This window comes from Caulobacter sp. 05T431 (genome assembly GCF_056665975.1).
Genome location: NZ_JBFTKU010000002.1, coordinates 32,531 through 50,657 on the forward strand (window position 1 = coordinate 32,531; position 18,127 = coordinate 50,657).

General features: G+C 69.6%; 14 protein-coding genes. 6 read left to right on the top strand and 8 right to left on the bottom strand.

The window, feature by feature from the left end; genetic code table 11:
- The first annotated feature begins 41 nt into the window (after nucleotides 1-41).
- Entirely contained in the window at nucleotides 42-404 is a 363-nt protein-coding gene (locus tag AC1U89_RS01785; RefSeq protein ID WP_479897936.1) for an ArsR/SmtB family transcription factor, read from the top strand.
- The gene (locus AC1U89_RS01790) at nucleotides 385-876 is read left to right on the top strand and encodes an SRPBCC family protein (RefSeq protein ID WP_479897937.1); all 492 of its coding nucleotides are present in this window, start codon (nucleotides 385-387) and stop codon (nucleotides 874-876) included. The genes AC1U89_RS01785 and AC1U89_RS01790 overlap by 20 nt, the downstream gene beginning before the upstream one ends.
- A 43-nt stretch (nucleotides 877-919) precedes the next feature.
- Here AC1U89_RS01790 and putA read toward each other — a convergent pair whose 3' ends face one another.
- Nucleotides 920-4,024, bottom strand: a complete 3,105-nt coding sequence (putA, locus tag AC1U89_RS01795) for a bifunctional proline dehydrogenase/L-glutamate gamma-semialdehyde dehydrogenase PutA (RefSeq protein WP_479897938.1) — start codon at nucleotides 4,022-4,024, stop codon at nucleotides 920-922.
- Nucleotides 4,025-4,475: 451 nt separating this feature from the next.
- On the opposite strand from putA, the gene AC1U89_RS01800 reads away from it, so the two are divergent.
- Nucleotides 4,476-4,943 (top strand): Lrp/AsnC ligand binding domain-containing protein, encoded by a 468-nt coding sequence (locus AC1U89_RS01800; protein WP_029914036.1) that lies wholly within the window; start codon nucleotides 4,476-4,478, stop codon nucleotides 4,941-4,943.
- A 149-nt stretch (nucleotides 4,944-5,092) separates the two neighbouring features.
- On the opposite strand, the gene AC1U89_RS01805 is transcribed toward AC1U89_RS01800, so the two are convergent.
- Nucleotides 5,093-5,659, bottom strand: a complete 567-nt coding sequence (locus AC1U89_RS01805; protein ID WP_479897940.1) for a CGNR zinc finger domain-containing protein — start codon at nucleotides 5,657-5,659, stop codon at nucleotides 5,093-5,095.
- A 90-nt stretch (nucleotides 5,660-5,749) separates the two neighbouring features.
- Between AC1U89_RS01805 and AC1U89_RS01810 the strand changes: the two genes are divergently transcribed.
- Complete coding sequence (locus AC1U89_RS01810) at nucleotides 5,750-6,238, top strand: lipocalin-like domain-containing protein (RefSeq protein ID WP_479897941.1); 489 nt, start codon at nucleotides 5,750-5,752, stop codon at nucleotides 6,236-6,238.
- A gap of 158 nt (nucleotides 6,239-6,396) precedes the next feature.
- Here AC1U89_RS01810 and AC1U89_RS01815 read toward each other — a convergent pair whose 3' ends face one another.
- From AC1U89_RS01815 to AC1U89_RS01830, 4 genes are all read right to left on the bottom strand, one after another.
- A complete protein-coding gene (locus tag AC1U89_RS01815; RefSeq protein WP_479897942.1) occupies nucleotides 6,397-7,266 on the bottom strand; it encodes a pepsin/retropepsin-like aspartic protease family protein in 870 nt (289 codons plus the stop codon).
- Nucleotides 7,267-7,528: 262 nt separating this feature from the next.
- A complete protein-coding gene (locus AC1U89_RS01820) occupies nucleotides 7,529-8,935 on the bottom strand; it encodes an efflux transporter outer membrane subunit (RefSeq protein WP_479897943.1) in 1,407 nt (468 codons plus the stop codon).
- Nucleotides 8,936-8,937: 2 nt separating this feature from the next.
- Nucleotides 8,938-12,135: an efflux RND transporter permease subunit gene (locus AC1U89_RS01825; protein WP_479897944.1), complete on the bottom strand. Its 3,198-nt coding sequence runs from the start codon at nucleotides 12,133-12,135 to the stop codon at nucleotides 8,938-8,940.
- Nucleotides 12,136-12,147: 12 nt separating this feature from the next.
- Nucleotides 12,148-13,314 carry an efflux RND transporter periplasmic adaptor subunit gene (locus tag AC1U89_RS01830; protein WP_479897945.1) on the bottom strand — a complete coding sequence of 389 codons (1,167 nt, stop codon included), beginning with the start codon at nucleotides 13,312-13,314 and terminating at the stop codon, nucleotides 12,148-12,150.
- 188 nt (nucleotides 13,315-13,502) lie between these two features.
- On the opposite strand from AC1U89_RS01830, the gene AC1U89_RS01835 reads away from it, so the two are divergent.
- Complete coding sequence (locus tag AC1U89_RS01835; protein ID WP_479897946.1) at nucleotides 13,503-14,102, top strand: TetR/AcrR family transcriptional regulator; 600 nt, start codon at nucleotides 13,503-13,505, stop codon at nucleotides 14,100-14,102.
- Nucleotides 14,103-14,298: 196 nt separating this feature from the next.
- Nucleotides 14,299-15,054 (top strand): YceI family protein, encoded by a 756-nt coding sequence (locus AC1U89_RS01840; RefSeq protein WP_479897947.1) that lies wholly within the window; start codon nucleotides 14,299-14,301, stop codon nucleotides 15,052-15,054.
- A 181-nt stretch (nucleotides 15,055-15,235) separates the two neighbouring features.
- Here the strand turns inward: AC1U89_RS01840 and AC1U89_RS01845 are convergent, their stop codons facing one another.
- Together AC1U89_RS01845 and AC1U89_RS01850 are read right to left on the bottom strand one after the other, a co-directional pair.
- Entirely contained in the window at nucleotides 15,236-16,102 is an 867-nt protein-coding gene (locus AC1U89_RS01845) for a rhamnogalacturonan acetylesterase (protein WP_479897948.1), read from the bottom strand.
- Nucleotides 16,103-16,285: 183 nt separating this feature from the next.
- Nucleotides 16,286-17,908 (bottom strand): family 43 glycosylhydrolase, encoded by a 1,623-nt coding sequence (locus AC1U89_RS01850; protein ID WP_479897949.1) that lies wholly within the window; start codon nucleotides 17,906-17,908, stop codon nucleotides 16,286-16,288.
- Nucleotides 17,909-18,127 lie beyond the last annotated feature (219 nt).

Here is an 18,127-nt window from a genome sequence, read left to right on the forward strand (position 1 = left end):
CTGTTGCATAACGCCGATGTCTGGGCTACATACTGAACCAAATGGTTCAGTATTCATCAGATCGCCTCGACGCCTCCTTCGCCGCGCTGTCGGACGCCACCCGCCGTGGGGTCCTGGAGCAGCTGGGACAGGGAGACGCGTCGATCACGGAGCTCGCCGACCGGTTCCACATGACCCTCACGGGCATGAAGAAGCACGTCGGCGTCCTGGAGCAGGCGGGGCTGGTGACGACCGAGAAGGTCGGGCGCGTGCGGACCTGCAAGCTGGGTCTGGCCGGGCTCGAGGAGGAGGCGGCCTGGATCGAGAGCCGCCGCCACATCTGGAAGACCCGCTTCGACATGCTGGACCATGTCGTCGAGGCCTTGAAACGGAAGGAAGAGAACGATGGGCGAAAGAATGGGTGACGGCCGCACGGCGGTCGAACGGACGTCCGGGCGCGAGCTGGTCGTGACGCGGGTCTTCGACGGCCCGGTTCGCCTGGTCTACGACGCGTGGACCAAGCCCGAGCTGTTCCAGCTGTGGTGGGCCCCGAAGTCGAGCGGGGTGCCGATGCTGTCCTGCGAGATGGATGTCCGCACCGGCGGCGGCTACCGCGTGGTGTTCGGCAAGGACGCCGCCAATTCCATGGCCTTCTTCGGCAAGTACATCGAGGTGGTGCCGCTGGCGCGCCTGGTCTGGACCAACGAGGAAGGCGACGGCGGCGCGGTCACCACGGTGACCTTCGAGGACAAGGGCGGCAAGACGCTGCTGGTCCTGCAGGAGCTGTATCCCACGCAGGAAGCGCTCGACGAGTCCTTCATCGGGATGGAGGACACCACGCCCGAGCAGTTCAGGCAGCTGGACGACCTTCTGGCCACCCTCGGCGCCAAGGTGTGACGGTCAGGTCGGCCCCCTCCCGCCGGGAGGGGGCCGATCGGCCTTACAGGTTCAGCAGCGACGGGTCGCCGCCCTGGGCGGTGATGTTGATGCTGAGCGCGCGCTCGACCGCGTAGCGCATCAGGGCGTGGGGACCGCCGGCCTTGGGGCCGGTGCCCGACAGGCCCTCGCCGCCGAACGGCTGGACGCCCACCACGGCGCCGGTCATCGAGCGGTTGACGTAGCAGTTGCCGGCCGGGACCAGCCGCTGGACGTCGGCCGCGAAGCTCTCGATCCGCGAATGGACGCCCAGGGTCAGGCCGTAGCGGCGGGCCGCCAGGGCGCCGGCCACCTGTTCCAGGTCCTCGGGCTTGTAGCGGACCACGTGCAGGATCGGGCCGAACACCTCGCGCTCCAGGAAGTCGGCGGCCGGGATCTCGGCCAGGACCGGGGCGAAGAAGGTCCCGGTTTCCGGCGTCGGCAGGCTGTGCAGGACCTTGGCCTCGTGCTTGAGGCGGACCAGGTGCTTGTCCAGCGCCGCCTTGGCCTCGGCGTCGATCACCGGGCCGACATCGGTGACGGCCAGGGCCGGATCGCCGATCACCAGGGCGTCCATCGCGCCCTTCAGGCCGTCGATGATGTGGTCGGCGGTGTCTTCCGGCAGGAACAGCAGGCGCAGGGCCGAGCAGCGCTGGCCGGCGCTGCCGAAGGCCGACAGGATCACGTCGTCGATCACCTGCTCGCGCTGGGCGGTGGTGTCGACGAACATGCCGTTGAGGCCGCCGGTCTCGGCGATGAACGGCACGATCGGGCCTTGCCGCTGGGCCAGGGTCTGGTTGATCCGCCAGGCGGTGTCGGTGCCGCCGGTGAAGGCCACGCCGTCCAGGCCCTCGTGGGCGGTCAGGGCCGCGCCGACCGTCTCGCCGCGACCCGGCAGCAGGGCCAGCAGGCGGTGGTCCAGGCCTGCGGCGTGGTACAGCTTCACCGCCTCGAAGGCGATCAGCGGGGTCTGCTCGGCCGGCTTGGCCAGCACCGCGTTGCCGGCCGCCAGGGCGGCGGCGATCTGGCCGGTGAAGATGGCCAGCGGGAAGTTCCACGGGCTGATGCAGACGAAGACGCCGCGCCCGGCCAGGCGCAGGGTGTTGGTCTCGCCGACCGGGCCGGTCAGGACCTCGCCGGCCAGGCCGAACTGCTCTTCCGCCAGCTTGGCGTAGTAGCGGCAGAAGTCGACGGCCTCGCGCACCTCGGCGATGGCGTCGGGCAGGGTCTTGCCGGCCTCGCGCGAGAGGATGGCGCACAGGCGCTCGATATTGGCTTCCAGGGCGTCGCCCATGGCGCGCAGCACCTCGGCGCGGGCCGGGCCGCCGGCCTGGTCCCAGGCGGGCTGGGCGGCGCGGGCCAGGCGGAAGGCCTGGTCGATCTGCGGCAGCTGGGCCTCGGACACCACGCCCACCACGCGGTCGTGGTCGGTCGGGCTCTGCACCGGCATCGGCGGGGCGCCGGCCGTCAGCTTGCCGCCGATCAGAGGGCCGGCCGACAGGGTCAGCTTGTCCAGCTCGGCGACATGGGCCGAAAGGCGGTCGCGGTCAGCCTTGGTCGACAGGTCCAGGCCGGCGCTGTTCCTGCGGCGCGGACCGTAGACGTCGGTCGGCGTCGGGATCTTGGCGTGGCGGTCGGGGTGGGCCTCGACCGCGGTGATCGGGTCGACCACCACCTTCTCAACGGGCACCCGCTCGTCCAACAGGGCGTGGACGAAGCTTGTGTTGGCGCCGTTCTCCAGCAGGCGGCGGACCAGATAGGGCAGCAGGTCCTCGTGGCCGCCCACCGGCGCGTAGGCCCGCAGGACGACGCCGTCATAGAGGTCGTCGGCGGCTTTGTAGAGCGCCTCGCCCATGCCGTGCAGGCGCTGGTGCTCGATCTTGACGCCGGCGTTCTTGGACATCCGCACCACGGCCGCCAGGGTGTGGGCGTTGTGGGTGGCGAACTGGGCGTAGAGGTGCGGGGCGGCCTCGATCAGGGCCTTGGCGCAGACCAGGTACGACAGGTCGGTGGCGGGCTTGGTGGTGTAGACCGGATAGTCCGGACGGCCGGCCACCTGGGCGCGCTTGATCTCGCTGTCCCAGTAGGCGCCCTTCACGAGGCGGACCATCAGGCGGCGGCCGGTTTCCTGGGACAGGGCCGTCAGGCGCTTGATCACCTCGGGGCAGCGCTTCTGGTAGGCCTGGACGGCCAGGCCCAGGCCGGTCCACTGGCCCAGCTCGGGCTCGCGGCACAGGCGGTCCAGCAGCTTCAGCGACAGGGCCAGGCGGTCGGCCTCTTCGGCGTCGATGGTGAAGTTCAGGTCGTGCTTGGCGGCGATCTTGGCCAGGCGCAGGACGCGCGGATAGAGCTCGTCCCAGACGCGAGCTTCCTGCGTCGCCTCATAGCGCGGGGTGAGGGCCGACAGCTTGACCGACACGCCGTGACCGGCTTCCGGACCCGCCCAGGCGCCGTTGGCCCGTGACAGCTTGCCGACCGTCTCGATGGCGTCGGCGTAGGACTTCTCGTAGCGGGCGGCGTCGGCGGCGGTGCGGGCGCCTTCGCCCAGCATGTCGAAGCTGCAGATGTCGCCGTCGTTGGCGGCGCGCTTGATGGCCGCCTCGATGGTGCGGCCCAGCACGAACTGCTCGCCCATGATGCGGATGGCCTGGCCGACGGCGGCGCGGATCACCGGCTCGCCCAGGCGGCCGGCGATCTTCTTGATGAAGCCGGGCAGGTCGCGCTTGGCGTCCTCGTCGGGCTCGACGATCTTGCCGGTCAGCATCAGGCCCCAGGTCGAGGCGTTGACGAACAGGCTGTCGCTGCCGCCCAGGTGGCTGGCCCAGTCGGCCGAGCCGATCTTCTCGGCGATCAGCTTGTCGCGGGTGTCGTCGTCGGGCGTGCGCAGCAGGGCCTCGGCCAGGCACATCAGGGCCAGGCCCTCGCGGGTGCCCAGGCTGAACTCCTGCAGGAAGCTCTCGACCACGCCCTGCTTGCGGACGCTGCGGCGGGCGCCGCGCACCAGGGCCTCGGCCTCGGCGCGGACCGCGGCGCGGTCTTCGCTGCTCAGGGGCTGGGCGGCCAGCAGGTCGGCGATCACCGCCGCCTCGTCGCGATACTTGCCGTCGTCCAGGGAGTCCCAATCGGTCATGGTCGCCTCGCTATAGGATATCGTCGCTATATCGCCGGCTTGTTCGAAGGTGCTTCGTTTGTTGGGTGGTGGAGGTGTATGATCTTCGGCGAAAACGCCGATTTTCGTCGTCGGCTCCAGCGCGCCCGCGGACGTGCGACAGGCCGCCGCGCGCGAGGCTGGGCGGAGCATGATCGTGCTGGACCGGATGGGGAAGGGGAGAGGTGGGAAGGGACGCGATACGGGGGGAGGTCGCGCGTCCCTTCCGCTCTCACACGGCGCCTACGGGGGAGAGGGCGCCGCGTCTGCGCTCCGCCGGGGGGAGTGGCGGAGGCTGTTCCTGCCCGACCGGGCGCCGAGGGGGGAGTGGCGGGCCGGTTGGCTAGGACGATCGAGGGTATAGTGCGACTTGCGTCGAAGGTGCTTTGTTTGTTGATGTCAATTTCCGAACAATCTTCGGCAAGAATGGAGAATGGCCATGTCTGCTCTGGATGATACCGATCGCAGGCTCCTGAAGGTTCTGCAGGCCGACGGCCGCATCACCAACGCCGAGCTGGCCAAGCGCTGCAACCTGTCGCCGGCCGCCACCTTCGACCGCGTGCGGCGGCTGCGCGAGCGCGGCTTCATCACCGGCTACGCGGCCCTGCTGGACCCGGCCAAGGTGGACCGCGCGCTGCTGATCTTCGTCGAGGTGGTGCTGGACCGCACGACCGGCGACGTCTTCGAGGAGTTCGGCGCGGCCGTGCGGCGCGCGCCCGAGATCCTGGAGTGCCACATGGTGGCCGGCGGCTTCGACTACCTGATCAAGGCCCGGGTGCGCGACATGGAGGCCTATCGCGGCTTCCTGGGCGACATCCTGGTCAAGATGCCCGGCGTGCGCGAGACGCGGACCTATGCGGTGCTGGAAGAGGTGAAGAGCACGGTGCAGCTGCCGTTGTAGGACAAGGCGCCTCCATTGATCCGCTCATCCCGGCGAATGCCGGGACGCAGATGGAATGGCGGTGTGGCTGACGCCAAGAACTCTGAGCCCTTCCAATCGGCCTCCCAGCTTTGGGATCTGGGTCCCGGCATTCGCCGGGATGAGCGGAACTAGGCGGATCGCTCTCTAGCCCTGAACCCCGCCGCCTTGGCCTTGTTCCCGCAGGCGCTCATCGAGCACCAGCGGCGCTCGCCCTTGCGCGAGGTGTCGACGAACAGCACCGCGCAGGGCGGGCCCTCGCACTGGCGGATGCGGTGCGAGAAGTCGCCGCCCAGCAGCGATACGCCCTCGCGCGCCAGCTCGGCCAACAGGCCGCGCACGTCGCCGGCCAGGTGGGCGCGGCCGTCGGCGCCCAGCTGCAGCGGCGCGGCGGGCAGGGCGGCGAAGCCGTTCAGCAGGTCGCGGTCGGCCTCGGGCAGGGCGGTCCCCTCGGCGCGCGACAGGGCCAGGCGGTAGAGCGCCTCGCGCAGCGACCGGGCCTGGACCAGGTTGCCCTCGGTGGCGCCGGGCGCGGTCGGGGCCAGCTCGGCCGCCACCAGCCAGCGGTCCAGGTCGGCGGGCGTGGCTAGCAGGTCGCGGGGCGCAGCGCCCAGTCGGCCGGTCACGGTCGCCGCGAGGTCCAGAGCTGGGCTGCCGCCCCGGAACTTGAACCCATCGCGGATCTCCGCCTTCGCCATGTCGCCCTCCAAACCGGATTGACAGGTTATGGTGCTTCGTGAAGGTTGCGCAAGATAACCCGCCAAATAGGTTATGATTTGGAGCGCGCGATGAAATCGATCCTTGGAGGCCTAGTCCTGGCGACGACCCTGCTGGCCACCGCCGCGACGGCGGCCGAGCCTTCCTTGGCCGGGACCTGGACCCTGACGGCGGCCGATCGCCTCAAGCCCGACGGGACACGGGCCCGCGACTACGGCGAGCACCCGAAGGGCCGCCTGATCATCGACGCCCAGGGCCGCTACAGCCTGCAGATCTTCGATGGCGACCGCCCGCGCGTGGCCTCGGGCGACAAGCGCACGGCCACGCCGGACGAGAACGCCGGCGCGGTTCTGGGCTCGTCCACCCACTACGGGATCGTGGCCGTCGACGAAGCCGCCCACGTGCTGGTGTTCAGGATCGAGGGCGCGTCGTTCGCCAACTGGGAGGGGACCGAACAGCGGCGCAAGTACGTGCTGACGGCGGACACGCTGAGCTACCAAGTCCCGACGCCGCGGCCGGATGGGTCGATCCCGATCTCGGAGTGGAAGCGGGAGAAATGAGGTTTCCCTCCCCCTTGTGGGGAGGGTGGCCAGCGTAGCGGGCCGGGTGGGGGATCGGTGCAGGGTGTCGGATGGGGTTTGCCTGCTGAGTCAGCAGGCCCCACCCGACCCTGGCGCTGCCAGGGCCACCCTCCCCACAAGGGGGAGGGAAGGTCGAACTACGGCTTCACCGCCGCGATCCAGGCCCGTTCGTTGGCCAGGTCCAGCGTCACCACCCAGCCCGCCAGCACCGGGACCCCGATGTTGCCGTCCAGGATCATGTCCTCGACCAGGACCTTGCCGCTGATCTTCGGGCCGCCGACCAGGGTCATGTCCACGGACTGACCCTTCTGGATCGCCGGGTCCAGGCCCACCAGGTCGGCGACGTGCTTGCCGATCACCAGGGCGCCGGTGCTGCCGCAGTCCAGTTCCAGCCAGATGCGGCCCTTGGGCGTCGGGGCGGCGACGAACGGCGTCAGGGCCAGGCCGGTGGCCTCACGGCTGAAGCGGACGGGCACCTCGACGCCCTGGGCGGCGCGGGCCTTCAGGCTGTCGGGCGTCTCGACGATCAGTCGGCGGCCGGCCAGGTCTAGGGTGACAGCGCGGCCGGCGAAGGCGTCCAGGGCCACCGAGCCGTCCAGCGGCGGGGCGTCCTTGGGCAGCAGGGTGGCGAAGTCGATGACCCCGGCGGTCGGCGCCGTCAGCGGCACGCCCGCCGCCTTCAGGCCGACGTCGTCGCAGCGGGGCACGTCCACGCGGTCGCCGCGCATCCGGAAGCCCGTGACCCGGCCCCACGGCTTGCAGCCGATGGCGTCGGCGAAGGGCTGGGCGATCACAGTGATGCCGCCGGCGGTGTCCAGCAGGAAGCGGCGCGGCTTGCCGTCCACCTCGCCCTGGAACGACCAGAGCACGCCCAGATAGGGCTCCAGCGGGATGGTCACGGGCTTGGACGGCGGGGCAGGGCGGACGGGCGCGGCAAGGGCCGGGGCGGTCGTCAGGGCGAGGCTGATCGCGGACAAGACCGCCAAGGAACGCAAGACCGCGCGCATGCTCCGAACACCCCCTGATGCGGACGCCGGAAGCGCGCCCCTGGCGTCTTGGTCGCCGTTCCGCGGGCCTGGGTAAAGTGAACTCGCCGTCATTCGCGGCGAACCGCGCGCGGTGCGCGACAAGCGGTCATCCCCGCCTCCCCCAAAAGAAAGGGGTTGGAAGGGGCGCGCGGGATTTGGGGGGAGCGCGCCCCTTCCGGCTGGAGGCGTCGGGGGGCGACGCCGCCAGCGCTCCCCCGCTGGGGACGGGGGATCTGTCGCCTCAGCGCGGCGCGGGAGCGCCGCCGCCGAGGGCCTTGTACAGCGTCGCCAGATTGGTCTCCCGCGCCAGGCGGGCGACGATCAGGGTCTTCTGCGAGGTGTAGAGCGTGCGCTGGGCGTCCAGCACGGCCAGGGAGCTGTCGATCCCCGCGCCGTAGCGGGCCTGCGAGAGGCGCACGGTGTCGTTGGCGGCGGCCACCAGCCGTTCCTGCGAGCCGACGCGCTCGGCGATCGTCGACTGCACGGCCAGACCGTCGGAGACCTCGCGGAACGCGGTCTGCACCGACTTCTCGTAGTTGGCCACGGCGATGTCGCGGCCGGCCTTGGCGCTGTCGAGATTGGCGATGTTGGCCCCGCCGGCGAAGATCGGCAGGTTGACGCGCGGCACGAAGGTCCAGGCGCCGTTGCCGCTGTCGAACAGGCTGCTGAGGCTGTTGCTGGCCACCCCGGTCGAGGCCGTCAGGCTGATGCTGGGGAAGAAGGCCGCGCGGGCCGCGCCGATATTGGCGTTGGCGGCGGCTAGCTGGTGCTCGGCGGCCAGCACGTCGGGACGGCGGGTCAGCACGTCGGACGGCACGCCGGCCGGCAGGTCGCGCAGGATCTGGGCCGTGACCAGGCCGCCGGCCGGCAGCAGGTCGTTGGGCACGTCGGCCCCGACCACCAGGCGCAGGGCGTTCTTGTCCTGCTCGACCAGGGCGACGGCCGTGGCGACGTCGCTGCGGGCGGCCTCGATCAGGGTCTGGGCCTGGCTGACCTCGAGCTGCGAGATCGCCCCCGCCTCGAAGCGCTTCTGGATCAGGCCCATGGTCTCCTGGCGAGTGCGCAGGGTTTCCTGGGACAGGGCCAGCAGGTCCTCGTCGGCCGCCAGGTTCAGCCAGGCGCTGGCCGTCTGGGCGATCAGGCTGACCTGCACCGAACGGCTGGTCTCCTGGGTGGCCAGGTATTGCTGCAGCGCCGCGTTGCTGAGGCTGCGGACTCGGCCGAACAGGTCGATCTCCCAGGACGAGACGCCCAGGTTGGCCGTGTAGACCTCGACCGAGCGGTCGCCGCCGGCGATCACCTGGGCCGACGAACTCTGGCCCTTGGTGGCGGTGCCGGTGGCGTCGACGGCCGGTACGAGGGCCGCCCGCTGGATGCGGTACTGGGCGCGGGACTGCTCGATGTTCAACACCGCCACGCGCAGGTCGCGGTTGTTGGTCAGGGCCAGGTCGATCACGCCTTGCAGGCGCGGGTCGATGAACACGTCGCGCCAAGCCAGGTCGGCGGCCGAGGCCGTTCCCGTGTTGGACGCGGCGATCGGCCAGGCGTTGTCGACGGCCAGGGCCGGCCGCACGGTCTTGGGCGCCAGGGTGCAGGCGCTCAGGGCCGAGGCGGCCAGCAGGGAGAGGGTCAGGTTACGCAAAAGCATCTCTAGTGGCCCTCGGCCGGAGTCGTGACGGCTTCGTCGTGAGGACGACGCGGCTTGGGTTTGAAGACCCGCTCGACGATCACGAAGAACAGCGGGACGAAGAAGATCGCCAGCAGGGTGGCCGACAGCATGCCGCCGATCACGCCGGTGCCGATGGCGTGCTGGCTGCCCGAGCCGGCCCCGTTGGAGATCGCCAGCGGCAGCACGCCGAACACGAAGGCCAGCGAGGTCATGATGATCGGGCGCAGACGGATGCGGACCGCCTCCACCGTCGCCTCGACCAGCTCCATGCCCTGCTCGTGCAGGTCCTTGGCGAACTCGACGATCAGGATGGCGTTCTTGGACGCCAGGCCCATGGTCGTCAGCAGGCCCACCTGGAAGTAGATGTCGTTGCTGAGGCCGCGCAGGGTAGTGGCCAGCAGGGCGCCGACGATGCCCAGCGGGATGACCATGATCACCGACAGCGGGATCGACCAGCTCTCGTAGAGGGCCGCCAGCAGCAGGAACACCACCAGGATCGAGATGCCGTACAGGGCCGGGGCCTGGTTGCCGGACTCGCGTTCCTGGGCCGACAGGCCGGTCCACTCGTAGCCGATGCCCGGAGGCAGCTGGGCGGCGATCTTCTCCATGGCGGCCATGGCTTGGCCCGAGCTCTTGCCCGGGGCGGGCGAGCCCTGGATGTTCAGCGACGACAGGCCGTTGTAGCGCTCGAGACGCGGCGAGCCGTAGATCCAGTGGGTGGTGGCGAAGGACGAGAACGGGGCCATCGTGCCGCTGCTGGTGCGGACGTACCAGTTGTTCAGGTCTTCCGGACGCATGCGGAAGGGCGCGTCGGCCTGGACGTAGACCTTCTTGACCCGACCGCGATCGATGAAGTCGTTGACGTACGAACCGCCCCACGCGGCGCTGAGCGCGGCGTTGATGTCGGCCGTGGTCAGGCCCATCGCCCCGGCCTTGGCCTGGTCGATGTCGATCTTCAGCTGCGGGGTGTCGTCCTGGCCGTTGGGACGCACGCCGGCCAGGGTGGGATCCTGGGCGGCCATGCCCAGCACCTGGTTGCGCGCGGCGACCAGGGCGTCGTGGCCGACGCCGCCGATGTCCTGCAGCTGGAAGTCGAAGCCCGACGAGGTGCCCAGTTCCGGCACGGCCGGCGGCACGATGGCGAAGACCATGGCGTCGCGGATCTGCAGGAACTTGCCCATGGCCCGGCCGGCGACGGCCTGGGCCTTGCGCTCGGGCGCCTTGCGCTCGTCGAAGTCCTTGAGACGGATGAAGGCCAGGCCGGCGTTCTGGCCGGCGCCGGCGAAGCTGAAGCCGGCGACGGTGAAGACGGCCTGCACCGAGTCCTTCTCGTCCTTCAGGAAGTGGTCGCGCACCTGGGTCAGCACGGCCTGGGTGCGTTCTTCCGGCGCGCCCGGGGGCAGCTGGACGATGGTGAACATCGTGCCCTGGTCTTCTTCCGGCAGGAAGGCGCTGGGCAGGCGGATGAACAGGAAGCCCATGACCAGGATGACCACGCCATAGGCCAGCATCCACCGGCCGCTCTTGCCCAGCAGGCCGCGGACGGTCCCCTGGTAGCGCCGGCTGGTGTCGTTGAAGTTGCGGTTGAACCAGTTGAAGAAGCGGTTGAACAGGTTGGTCACCGCGCCCAGCGCGCCGGGGTGGTCGGTCCGCAGGGCGTCGCCGTGGCCGTGCGCGGACGGCCTCAGCAGGGTGGCGCAGAGGGCCGGGGTCAGGATCAGGGCCACCAGCACCGACAGGCCCATGGCCGAGACGATGGTGATCGAGAACTGGCGGTAGATCACGCCCTGCGAGCCGCCGAAGAAGGCCATGGGCACGAACACCGCGGCCAGGACCAGCGCGATGCCGATCAGGGCGCCGGTGATCTCGTTCATCGACTTGCGCGTGGCCTCGACGGGACTGAGTCCCTCCTCGCTCATCACCCGCTCGACGTTCTCGACCACGACGATGGCGTCGTCGACCAGCAGGCCGATGGCCAGCACCAGGCCGAACATGGTCAGGGTGTTGATCGAGTAGCCGAAGGCCGCCAGCACGCCGAAGGTGCCCAGCAGGACGACCGGCACGGCGATGGTCGGGATCAGGGTCGCGCGCCAGTTCTGCAGGAACAGGAACATGACGATGAAGACCAGCACGATGGCCTCGACCAGGGTCTTGACCACTTCCTCGATCGACAGCTTCACGAACGGCGTGGAGTCGTACGGGATCACGTACTTGAAGTTGGCCGGGAAGTTCTTTTCCAGCTGGCTCATCCGCGCCTTGATGGCGTCGGCGGTGTTCAGGGCGTTGGCGCCCGGGGCCAGGCGGATGGCCAGGCCGGCGGCGGGCTTGCCGTTGTACTTGGCGCCGAAGCCGTAGCTTTCCGCGCCCAGCTCCACGCGGGCGACGTCGCGCAGGTGCACGATGGCGCCGCCGGGGCTGTTCTTGACGATGATGTCCTGGAACTGGGCCGGGGTGGACAGGCGCGACTGGGCCGTGATCGTGGCGTTCAGGCCGATGCCGGGGATGTTGGGCACGCCGCCCAGCTGGCCGGCCGAGACCTGGGCGTTCTGGGCCTTGATCGCGGCGATGACGTCGGCCGGGGTCAGGCTGTAGCTGGCCAGCTTGGTCGGATCCAGCCACACGCGCATGGCGTATTGCGCGCCGAACAGCTGCACCTCGCCCACGCCGTCGACGCGGCTGAGCGGGTCCTGCAGGTTGCTGGCGATGTAGTCGGCCAGGTCGGTGTTGGTGGTCTTGGGATCCTCGGAATACATGCCGACGATCAGCAGGAAGTTACGGGCCGACTTGGTGACCGTCAGGCCTTGCTGCTGCACTTCCTGCGGCAGCAGGGCGGTGGCGGTCTGCAGCTTGTTCTGGACCTGCACCTGGGCGATGTCGATGTTGGTGCCGGCCTTGAAGGTCAGGGTCGTGGTGGCCGCGCCCGAGCTGTCGCTGGTGGACGACATGTAGTCCAGGCCGTCCAGGCCCTTCATCTTCTGCTCGATGACCTGGGTGACGCTGTCCTCGACGGTCTTGGCCGAGGCGCCGGGATAGATGGCGTTCACCGACACCTGGGGCAGGGCGATATTGGGATACTGGGCGATCGGCAGCGTGCGGATGGCCAGGGCCCCCGCCAGCATGATCACGATGGCGACGACCCACGCGAAGATCGGTCTGTCGATGAAGAAACGGGAAAGCATGACAGTCCGGCCTTACTGAGCAGCAGCGGGAGCGGCGGTGATGACGGCCGGCTTCACCGGGGCGCCGGGGCGGACCTTCTGCAGGCCCTCGACGATGACCTGGTCGCCGGGGTTCAGGCCCGACGTGACCAGCCACTTGTCGCCCACCGTCTGGGTGGTGACGATCTGGCGGGGCTCGGCCGCGCCCTTGGCGCCGACCACCATGACGGTGGCGTTGCCCTTCGGGTCACGGCTGACGGCGGCCTGCGGGATCAGCATGCCGCCGTTGGCCACGCCCTTGCCGAGCACGGCGCGGACGTACATGCCCGGCAGCAGCACGCCGTTGGGGTTGTCGAAGGTGGCGCGCAGGCCGACCGAGCCGGTGGTCGGGTCGACCGTGACGTCCGAGAACTCCAGGCGGCCCTGGATCGGATAGGTCGAGCCGTCCTCCAGCTTCAGGGTCACCTGCGCCGAGCCGCTGCGGCCCAGCTGGCCGCTGTTCAGCGCCGACTGCAGCTTCAGCATGTCGGCCGAGGACTGGGTCAGGTCGACATAGACCTTGGACAGGTCCTGGACCGTGGCCAGGGCGGTGGCCTGGCTGGCGGTGACCAGGGCGCCCGGGGTGACCGAGCTCTTGCCGATGCGGCCCGAGATCGGCGAGACCACCTTGGTCCAACCCAGGTTGATGCGGGCGTTGTCGAGGGCGGCCTTCTGGGCGGCGACGTTGGCGGCGGCCTGCAGGGCGGCGGCCTGGGCGTCGTCGTTGTCCTGCTTGGACACGGCGTTGATCTCGACCAGACCCTTGTAGCGGTCGGCCTTCAGCTTGGCGGCCGTGGCGGTGGCCTGGGCCTGGGCCAGGCCCGCGGCGGCGCTGTTGTAGGCGGCCTGATAGGTGGCGGGGTCGATCTGGTACAGCGGCTGGCCGGCGCGGACGTAGCCGCCTTCCTGGAACAGCCGGGCCTTGATGATGCCGCCGACCTGCGGGCGCACTTCCGAGACCAGATAGGCCGAGGTGCGGCCTTGCAGCTCCGAGGTCAGGGTGACCGGCTCGGTCTTGGCGATGACGACGCCGACCGGGGTCGGACCGCCGGCCCCCATGCCGCCGGGCCCGCCCTTGCCTTGGCCGCAAGCCGCCAGGGTTAGAGCGATGGCCGCCAGGGAAGCCGCCGAGAGGACGGCGCGAGAACGGTCGAAAGACATGCAGAAACCCCAGGAGCGACAGGGCGTCGCAGGCCTCCGGCCTTGACGACGCCCTGATGGTAACCAACATGAGAATGAACGTTCATTCTCAACGGGGCTGGACATAGGCACGAGGTTGTCGCAAGTCAACCTCGGGGGTTCCGTCCAGCTTGACGTGACGGAAATTTAATTGGGAAGCGAAGCTTTCGATGATCGACGACGCCAACACGCCGCTTCGGCCGACGCCTGAGGCGCGGCGGCAGCAGATCCTGGACGCGGCGTGCGACTGCGTGCGCCAGGCCGGGTTCCATGGCGCCAGCATGGCCGAGATCGCCAAGGCCGCGGGCCTGAGCGTGGGCCAGATCTACCGCTATTTCGAGAACAAGGAGGCGATCATCGCCGCCATCGTCGCCCAGGACCTGGCCGAGATGCGTGAGAAGTTCGCCGAGATGGAGAGCCGGCCGGGCAACCTGGTCGACGCCCTGTCCGAGCACCTGCCCGAAGCCGTCGACAAGTGCTTCGACCTGGGCCGCGCGGCCCTGACGCTGGAAGTCCTGGCCGAGGCCAGCCGCAATCCGAAGGTCGCCGCCATCCTGCAGGCCGCCGACGCCCAGGAGCGCGTCTACGCCCAGGCCATGCTGGACCGCAGCCGCAAGCCCGAATGGACCGACGCCGAGTTCCAGGCGCGCTGCGAGGCCGTGGGCCTGCTGTTCGACGGCATGATCATCCGGGCGGTCAACCACCCCGACACCGATCGCGGACCCCTGACCGAGGTCCTGCGCCGGACGCTCCGGCAGCTGCTCAGCTAAGACCGCGGGACTGCTCAAGAAGCGTCTCCAGGGAGCGGGGCGGGTCGACGTCGCGATGGACACCATCGCCTCACCTTCCGTAACGTCAAGTCGTGACGAGAAAAAGGGCCCCCCGATGTCGGAACCTCGCGCCTTCCCGCGTCCTTCGTGGGATCGGGCGCCTGGAGGGCGCCCATGCATTAGGGAAGACGACGCCATGACCACTTCGACCGCTCGCCAGACCTCTGTCCGTCTGTACGCCATCCTCCTGGCCGGCGCCGCCGCCCTGGCCCTGACGGCGTGCTCGCCGCCGACCGCCAAGAAGGTGGAGGCCCCCGCCGCCGCGCCCTCGGCGGCCGCCCCAGCCGCCCCGGCCGACAAGTTCGTGATGCCCGACGTCCCGGCCGGCGACTACACGCTGGACAAGGCCCATGCGAGCCTGGAGTTCAAGGTCAGCCACATGGGCTTCTCGCGCTACACCGCGCGGTTCGCCGACTTCGACGCTAAGCTGAAGTTCGACCCGGCCAACCCGTCGGCCTCTAGCATCGAGGCGACCATCGATCCCAAGTCGCTGGCCCTGAACGCCCCGCCGGCCGGCTTCAAGGAAGAGCTGACCGGCAAGGCCTGGCTGGACTCGGCCCAATACCCGGCCATCACCTTCCGCTCGACCAAGGTCGAGGTCACCGGCGCCAACACCGCCAAGGTCACCGGCGACTTCAGCCTGCACGGCGTGACCAAGCCGGTGGTGCTGGACGTCACCTTCAACGGCGGCTACGCGGGCCATCCGATGGACCCGCACGCCCGCGTCGGCTTCTCGGCCAAGGGCGTGTTCAACCGCTCGGAGTTCGGCATGGGCTTCGGCGTGCCCGCGCCCGGCTCGAACATGGGCGTCGGCGACGCGGTGGACGTGACCATCGAGGCCGAGTTCAGCGGCCCGGCCCTGGCCAAGGCCCCGGCGGCCCCGGCTCAGTAATCGCGGACGGGGACATGCCCTTGCGGCGTGTCCCCACCCAAACCCCGCTCATCCCGGCGAATGCCGGGACCCGGATGGAATGGCTTTGAGGCTGGCGCCAAAAGCTCAGCGCTCTTCCAGTCAGCCCCCTCCGCTATAGGACCTGGGTCCCGGCATTCGCCGGGATGAGCGGGATTTTGTTTTAAGGCACCAGATTCCGCGCCAGCGCCGGAACCGCTTTCACCAGTTCCCGCGCGATGATCTCCGAGCACGCCGCCGCGCCCGTCGGGCCCAGGTGGGTGTAGTCGAACAGCGGCTCGAACCGGCCCGTCGCGGCGGGCGTGGCCGGCGCAGGCGCGGGCGGATCCATCGGCACGGGCGCCGCGCCGGGGATCGGCGGCTCGTAGAACTTGACCCCTACGGTCGTACCGCCGGCGATCGCCTTGGCCACGGCGGGCGAGGGTGGGGCCTCGGCCCAGTCGCCGGCCTTCAGCGCGCCCAGGGCCTGGGCGGCGGCGGCGCTGCGGGCGTTCAGGTCGACCAGGGGCGTCCCGGTCTCGGCGGCCACGGCCCGGACGGCGTTCGCCCACGGGACCAGGTCGTCGACCAGCCTGCCGTCCTTGAACTGCCGGCGCGACAGCGGCGTGACCAGCACCGGATGGGCGCCGGCCGCGCGGGCCTCCTCGATATAGCGCTTCAGATTGGCCGGGAACTCGGTCGCAAGATCGGTGAGGCGCTCGGCCCGGCCGTAGGCGTCGTTGTGGCCGAACTGGATCAGCACATAGGTGTCGACGAACGGCCCGCCCGTCATCTCGCCCAGGGCCAGGGTCCACGACCCCTCCGAGCGGTAGGTCTTGGTGCTGCGCCCGCCGCGTCCCAGGTTCACGCAGGCCACGTTCGAGGTCACCCGCGTGGCGCAGAACGCCCCGCCCCAGCCGCTGTTCACCGCCGTGGTCGAGTCGCCGACCAGCACGACCTTGGTCGCCTTGAACGGCGGCGGCTCGGGCGTCTGGGCGAGGGCGGGTGAGGCCAGCAGCAGGGTGGTGGTGAGGACGAGGGGTTTCAGCATGGGTGTTTCACCTCTCTCACCGTCATCCCGGGCCTTGTGCCCGGGACCCCTCTGTCCGCCGCAGGTGCGGGTGGGGCGGACCGCCGACGGTCCGCTTGCGCTTCACGTGCGAGCTGAACCAGGGGTTCCGGGCACAAGGCCCGGAATGACGGTTGAAAATTGGGTTGGGTTTGTCTGAACGATCTAAGCCAGCGCCCGGTACTTGAAGTTCCGGAACCGCGCCGAGCCCTTGCCCGCCGCGTAGAGGCCCGGTTTCAGCATCAGGAAGCCGCCGCGGACGTTGTGGTGATAGCCCGAGACCTCCATGCCGCGGTCGAACCGCTTCCAGGTCGCTCCGCCGTCGCCGCTGGTGTGGAAGGCCACGATGTGGCGGTCGTTGCGCAGCCGCATCAGCATCTTCGACCCATGCGGGTTCGAGGGGCGCCCGCGCTCGATGCCGTACTGGTGGGTGACGAAGTTCTTCGTGTCGAAGCCCAGGCCGCAATAGAGCTGGCGGTCGTAGAACAGGATCAGGCCGGCGCGGGTGTCGGGATCGATCTCGATCTCGCACTCGATCTCATAGGCCTGGTCGCCGTTGACGAAGATCAGCGGCGCGCCGGTCGAAGGGGCCTCGCCCGAACCTTTCAGGGTCAGGACGCCGCCCTCGCGCCTGATGCGGTCGCGCTCGCCCGGCTTGGGATCGAAGAAGCTCCACTGCACGCCGTACTTGTCGGTCGAGAAGTCGTCTGACAGGGCCATGCCGTGCGGGCCCGGCTTGCCGCCCTTGGGCTTAGCGAGAGGCTTTGACAGATCGCCGCCGCCCACCTCGAACCAGCCGTCCTTCGTCCAGGTCACCGGGGCTAGCAGGGTCTGGCGGCCCAGGGTGTAGAAGCCGTTTTCGTAGCCGTGATAGACGGTCCACCAGTCGCCGCCGGGGCCCTCGACCAGGGTGGCGTGACCGCGCGACCACCACTTCTCGGAATTGTTCGTCGTGCGCACGACGGGGTTCTTCGGATCGTCCTCCCACGGGCCGGCCAGCGACTTGGCGCGGGCGACGATGACCATGTGGCCGGTCGGCGGTCCGGCCGTGCCGCCCACGGCGGTGACCAGGTAGTAGTAGTCGCCCTTCTTCATCACCTTGGGCCCCTCGGGCGAGAAGCCCTCGACGTCCCAGTCGTCCGGATAGCGCCACGGATTGTAGACGTGCTGGGGCTCCCCCACCGTCGACAGGCCGTCGGGCGCCAGCTGGATACGGTCGCCGCCCGACAGGAACAGCCAGCGCACGCCCTTCTCGTCGACCACGTGGCCGGGGTCGATGTAGCGCGGCAGCTTCAGGTCGACCGGCTCGCTCCACGGCCCTTCGATCCTGTCGGCCCAGATCACGTAGCTGGTGTTGTTGTCGGGGAACTTGGCCGGCAGGTAGATGTAGTAGCGGCCCTTGTGCTTGCAGAGTTCGGGCGCCCAGATCGAGCCGACATTGGTCTTCAGGGCCGGGCCGACCGGCGACCAGTTCACCAGGTCCTTCGAATGCCAGATCAGCAGGCCAGGATAGGCGTCGAACGACGAGTGGGTCATGTAGTAGTCGTCGCCGTCCTTCAGGATCGACGGGTCGGGATGGTCGCCGGCCAGGATCGGGTTCAGGAAGGTCCCGTTCCCCAGGTCGGCCTTGCGCTGGCCTTCGATCCCCTTGGCCCAGGTCGGACCCTCGCCGGCGGCCGGGGCGGCGGGCAGGGTCCCCATCTGGGCCTGAGCCGCGGCGGGAACGGCGGCGACGGCCGCGCCGGTCAGCAGCGAACCCAGCGCGCCGCGACGGTTGATATCGACCATGGGGTACTCCTCCCGAACTCTACGTTCTTGCCGTCACTTAGCGACAAGCCCGGCGCGATGTCCACCGGTGTCATCGGCTTGAAAGTCCCATTTTTCCGGGTTTTCAGGCAGTAGAAACTCGGCCTTGAAACAACGCCGCCGGCCGCGGAAACCGCACAAAAAAACGCCCGGGAGATGATCCTCCCGGGCGTCTTCGTCTTCGTCTTCGGAGAGGGGAGG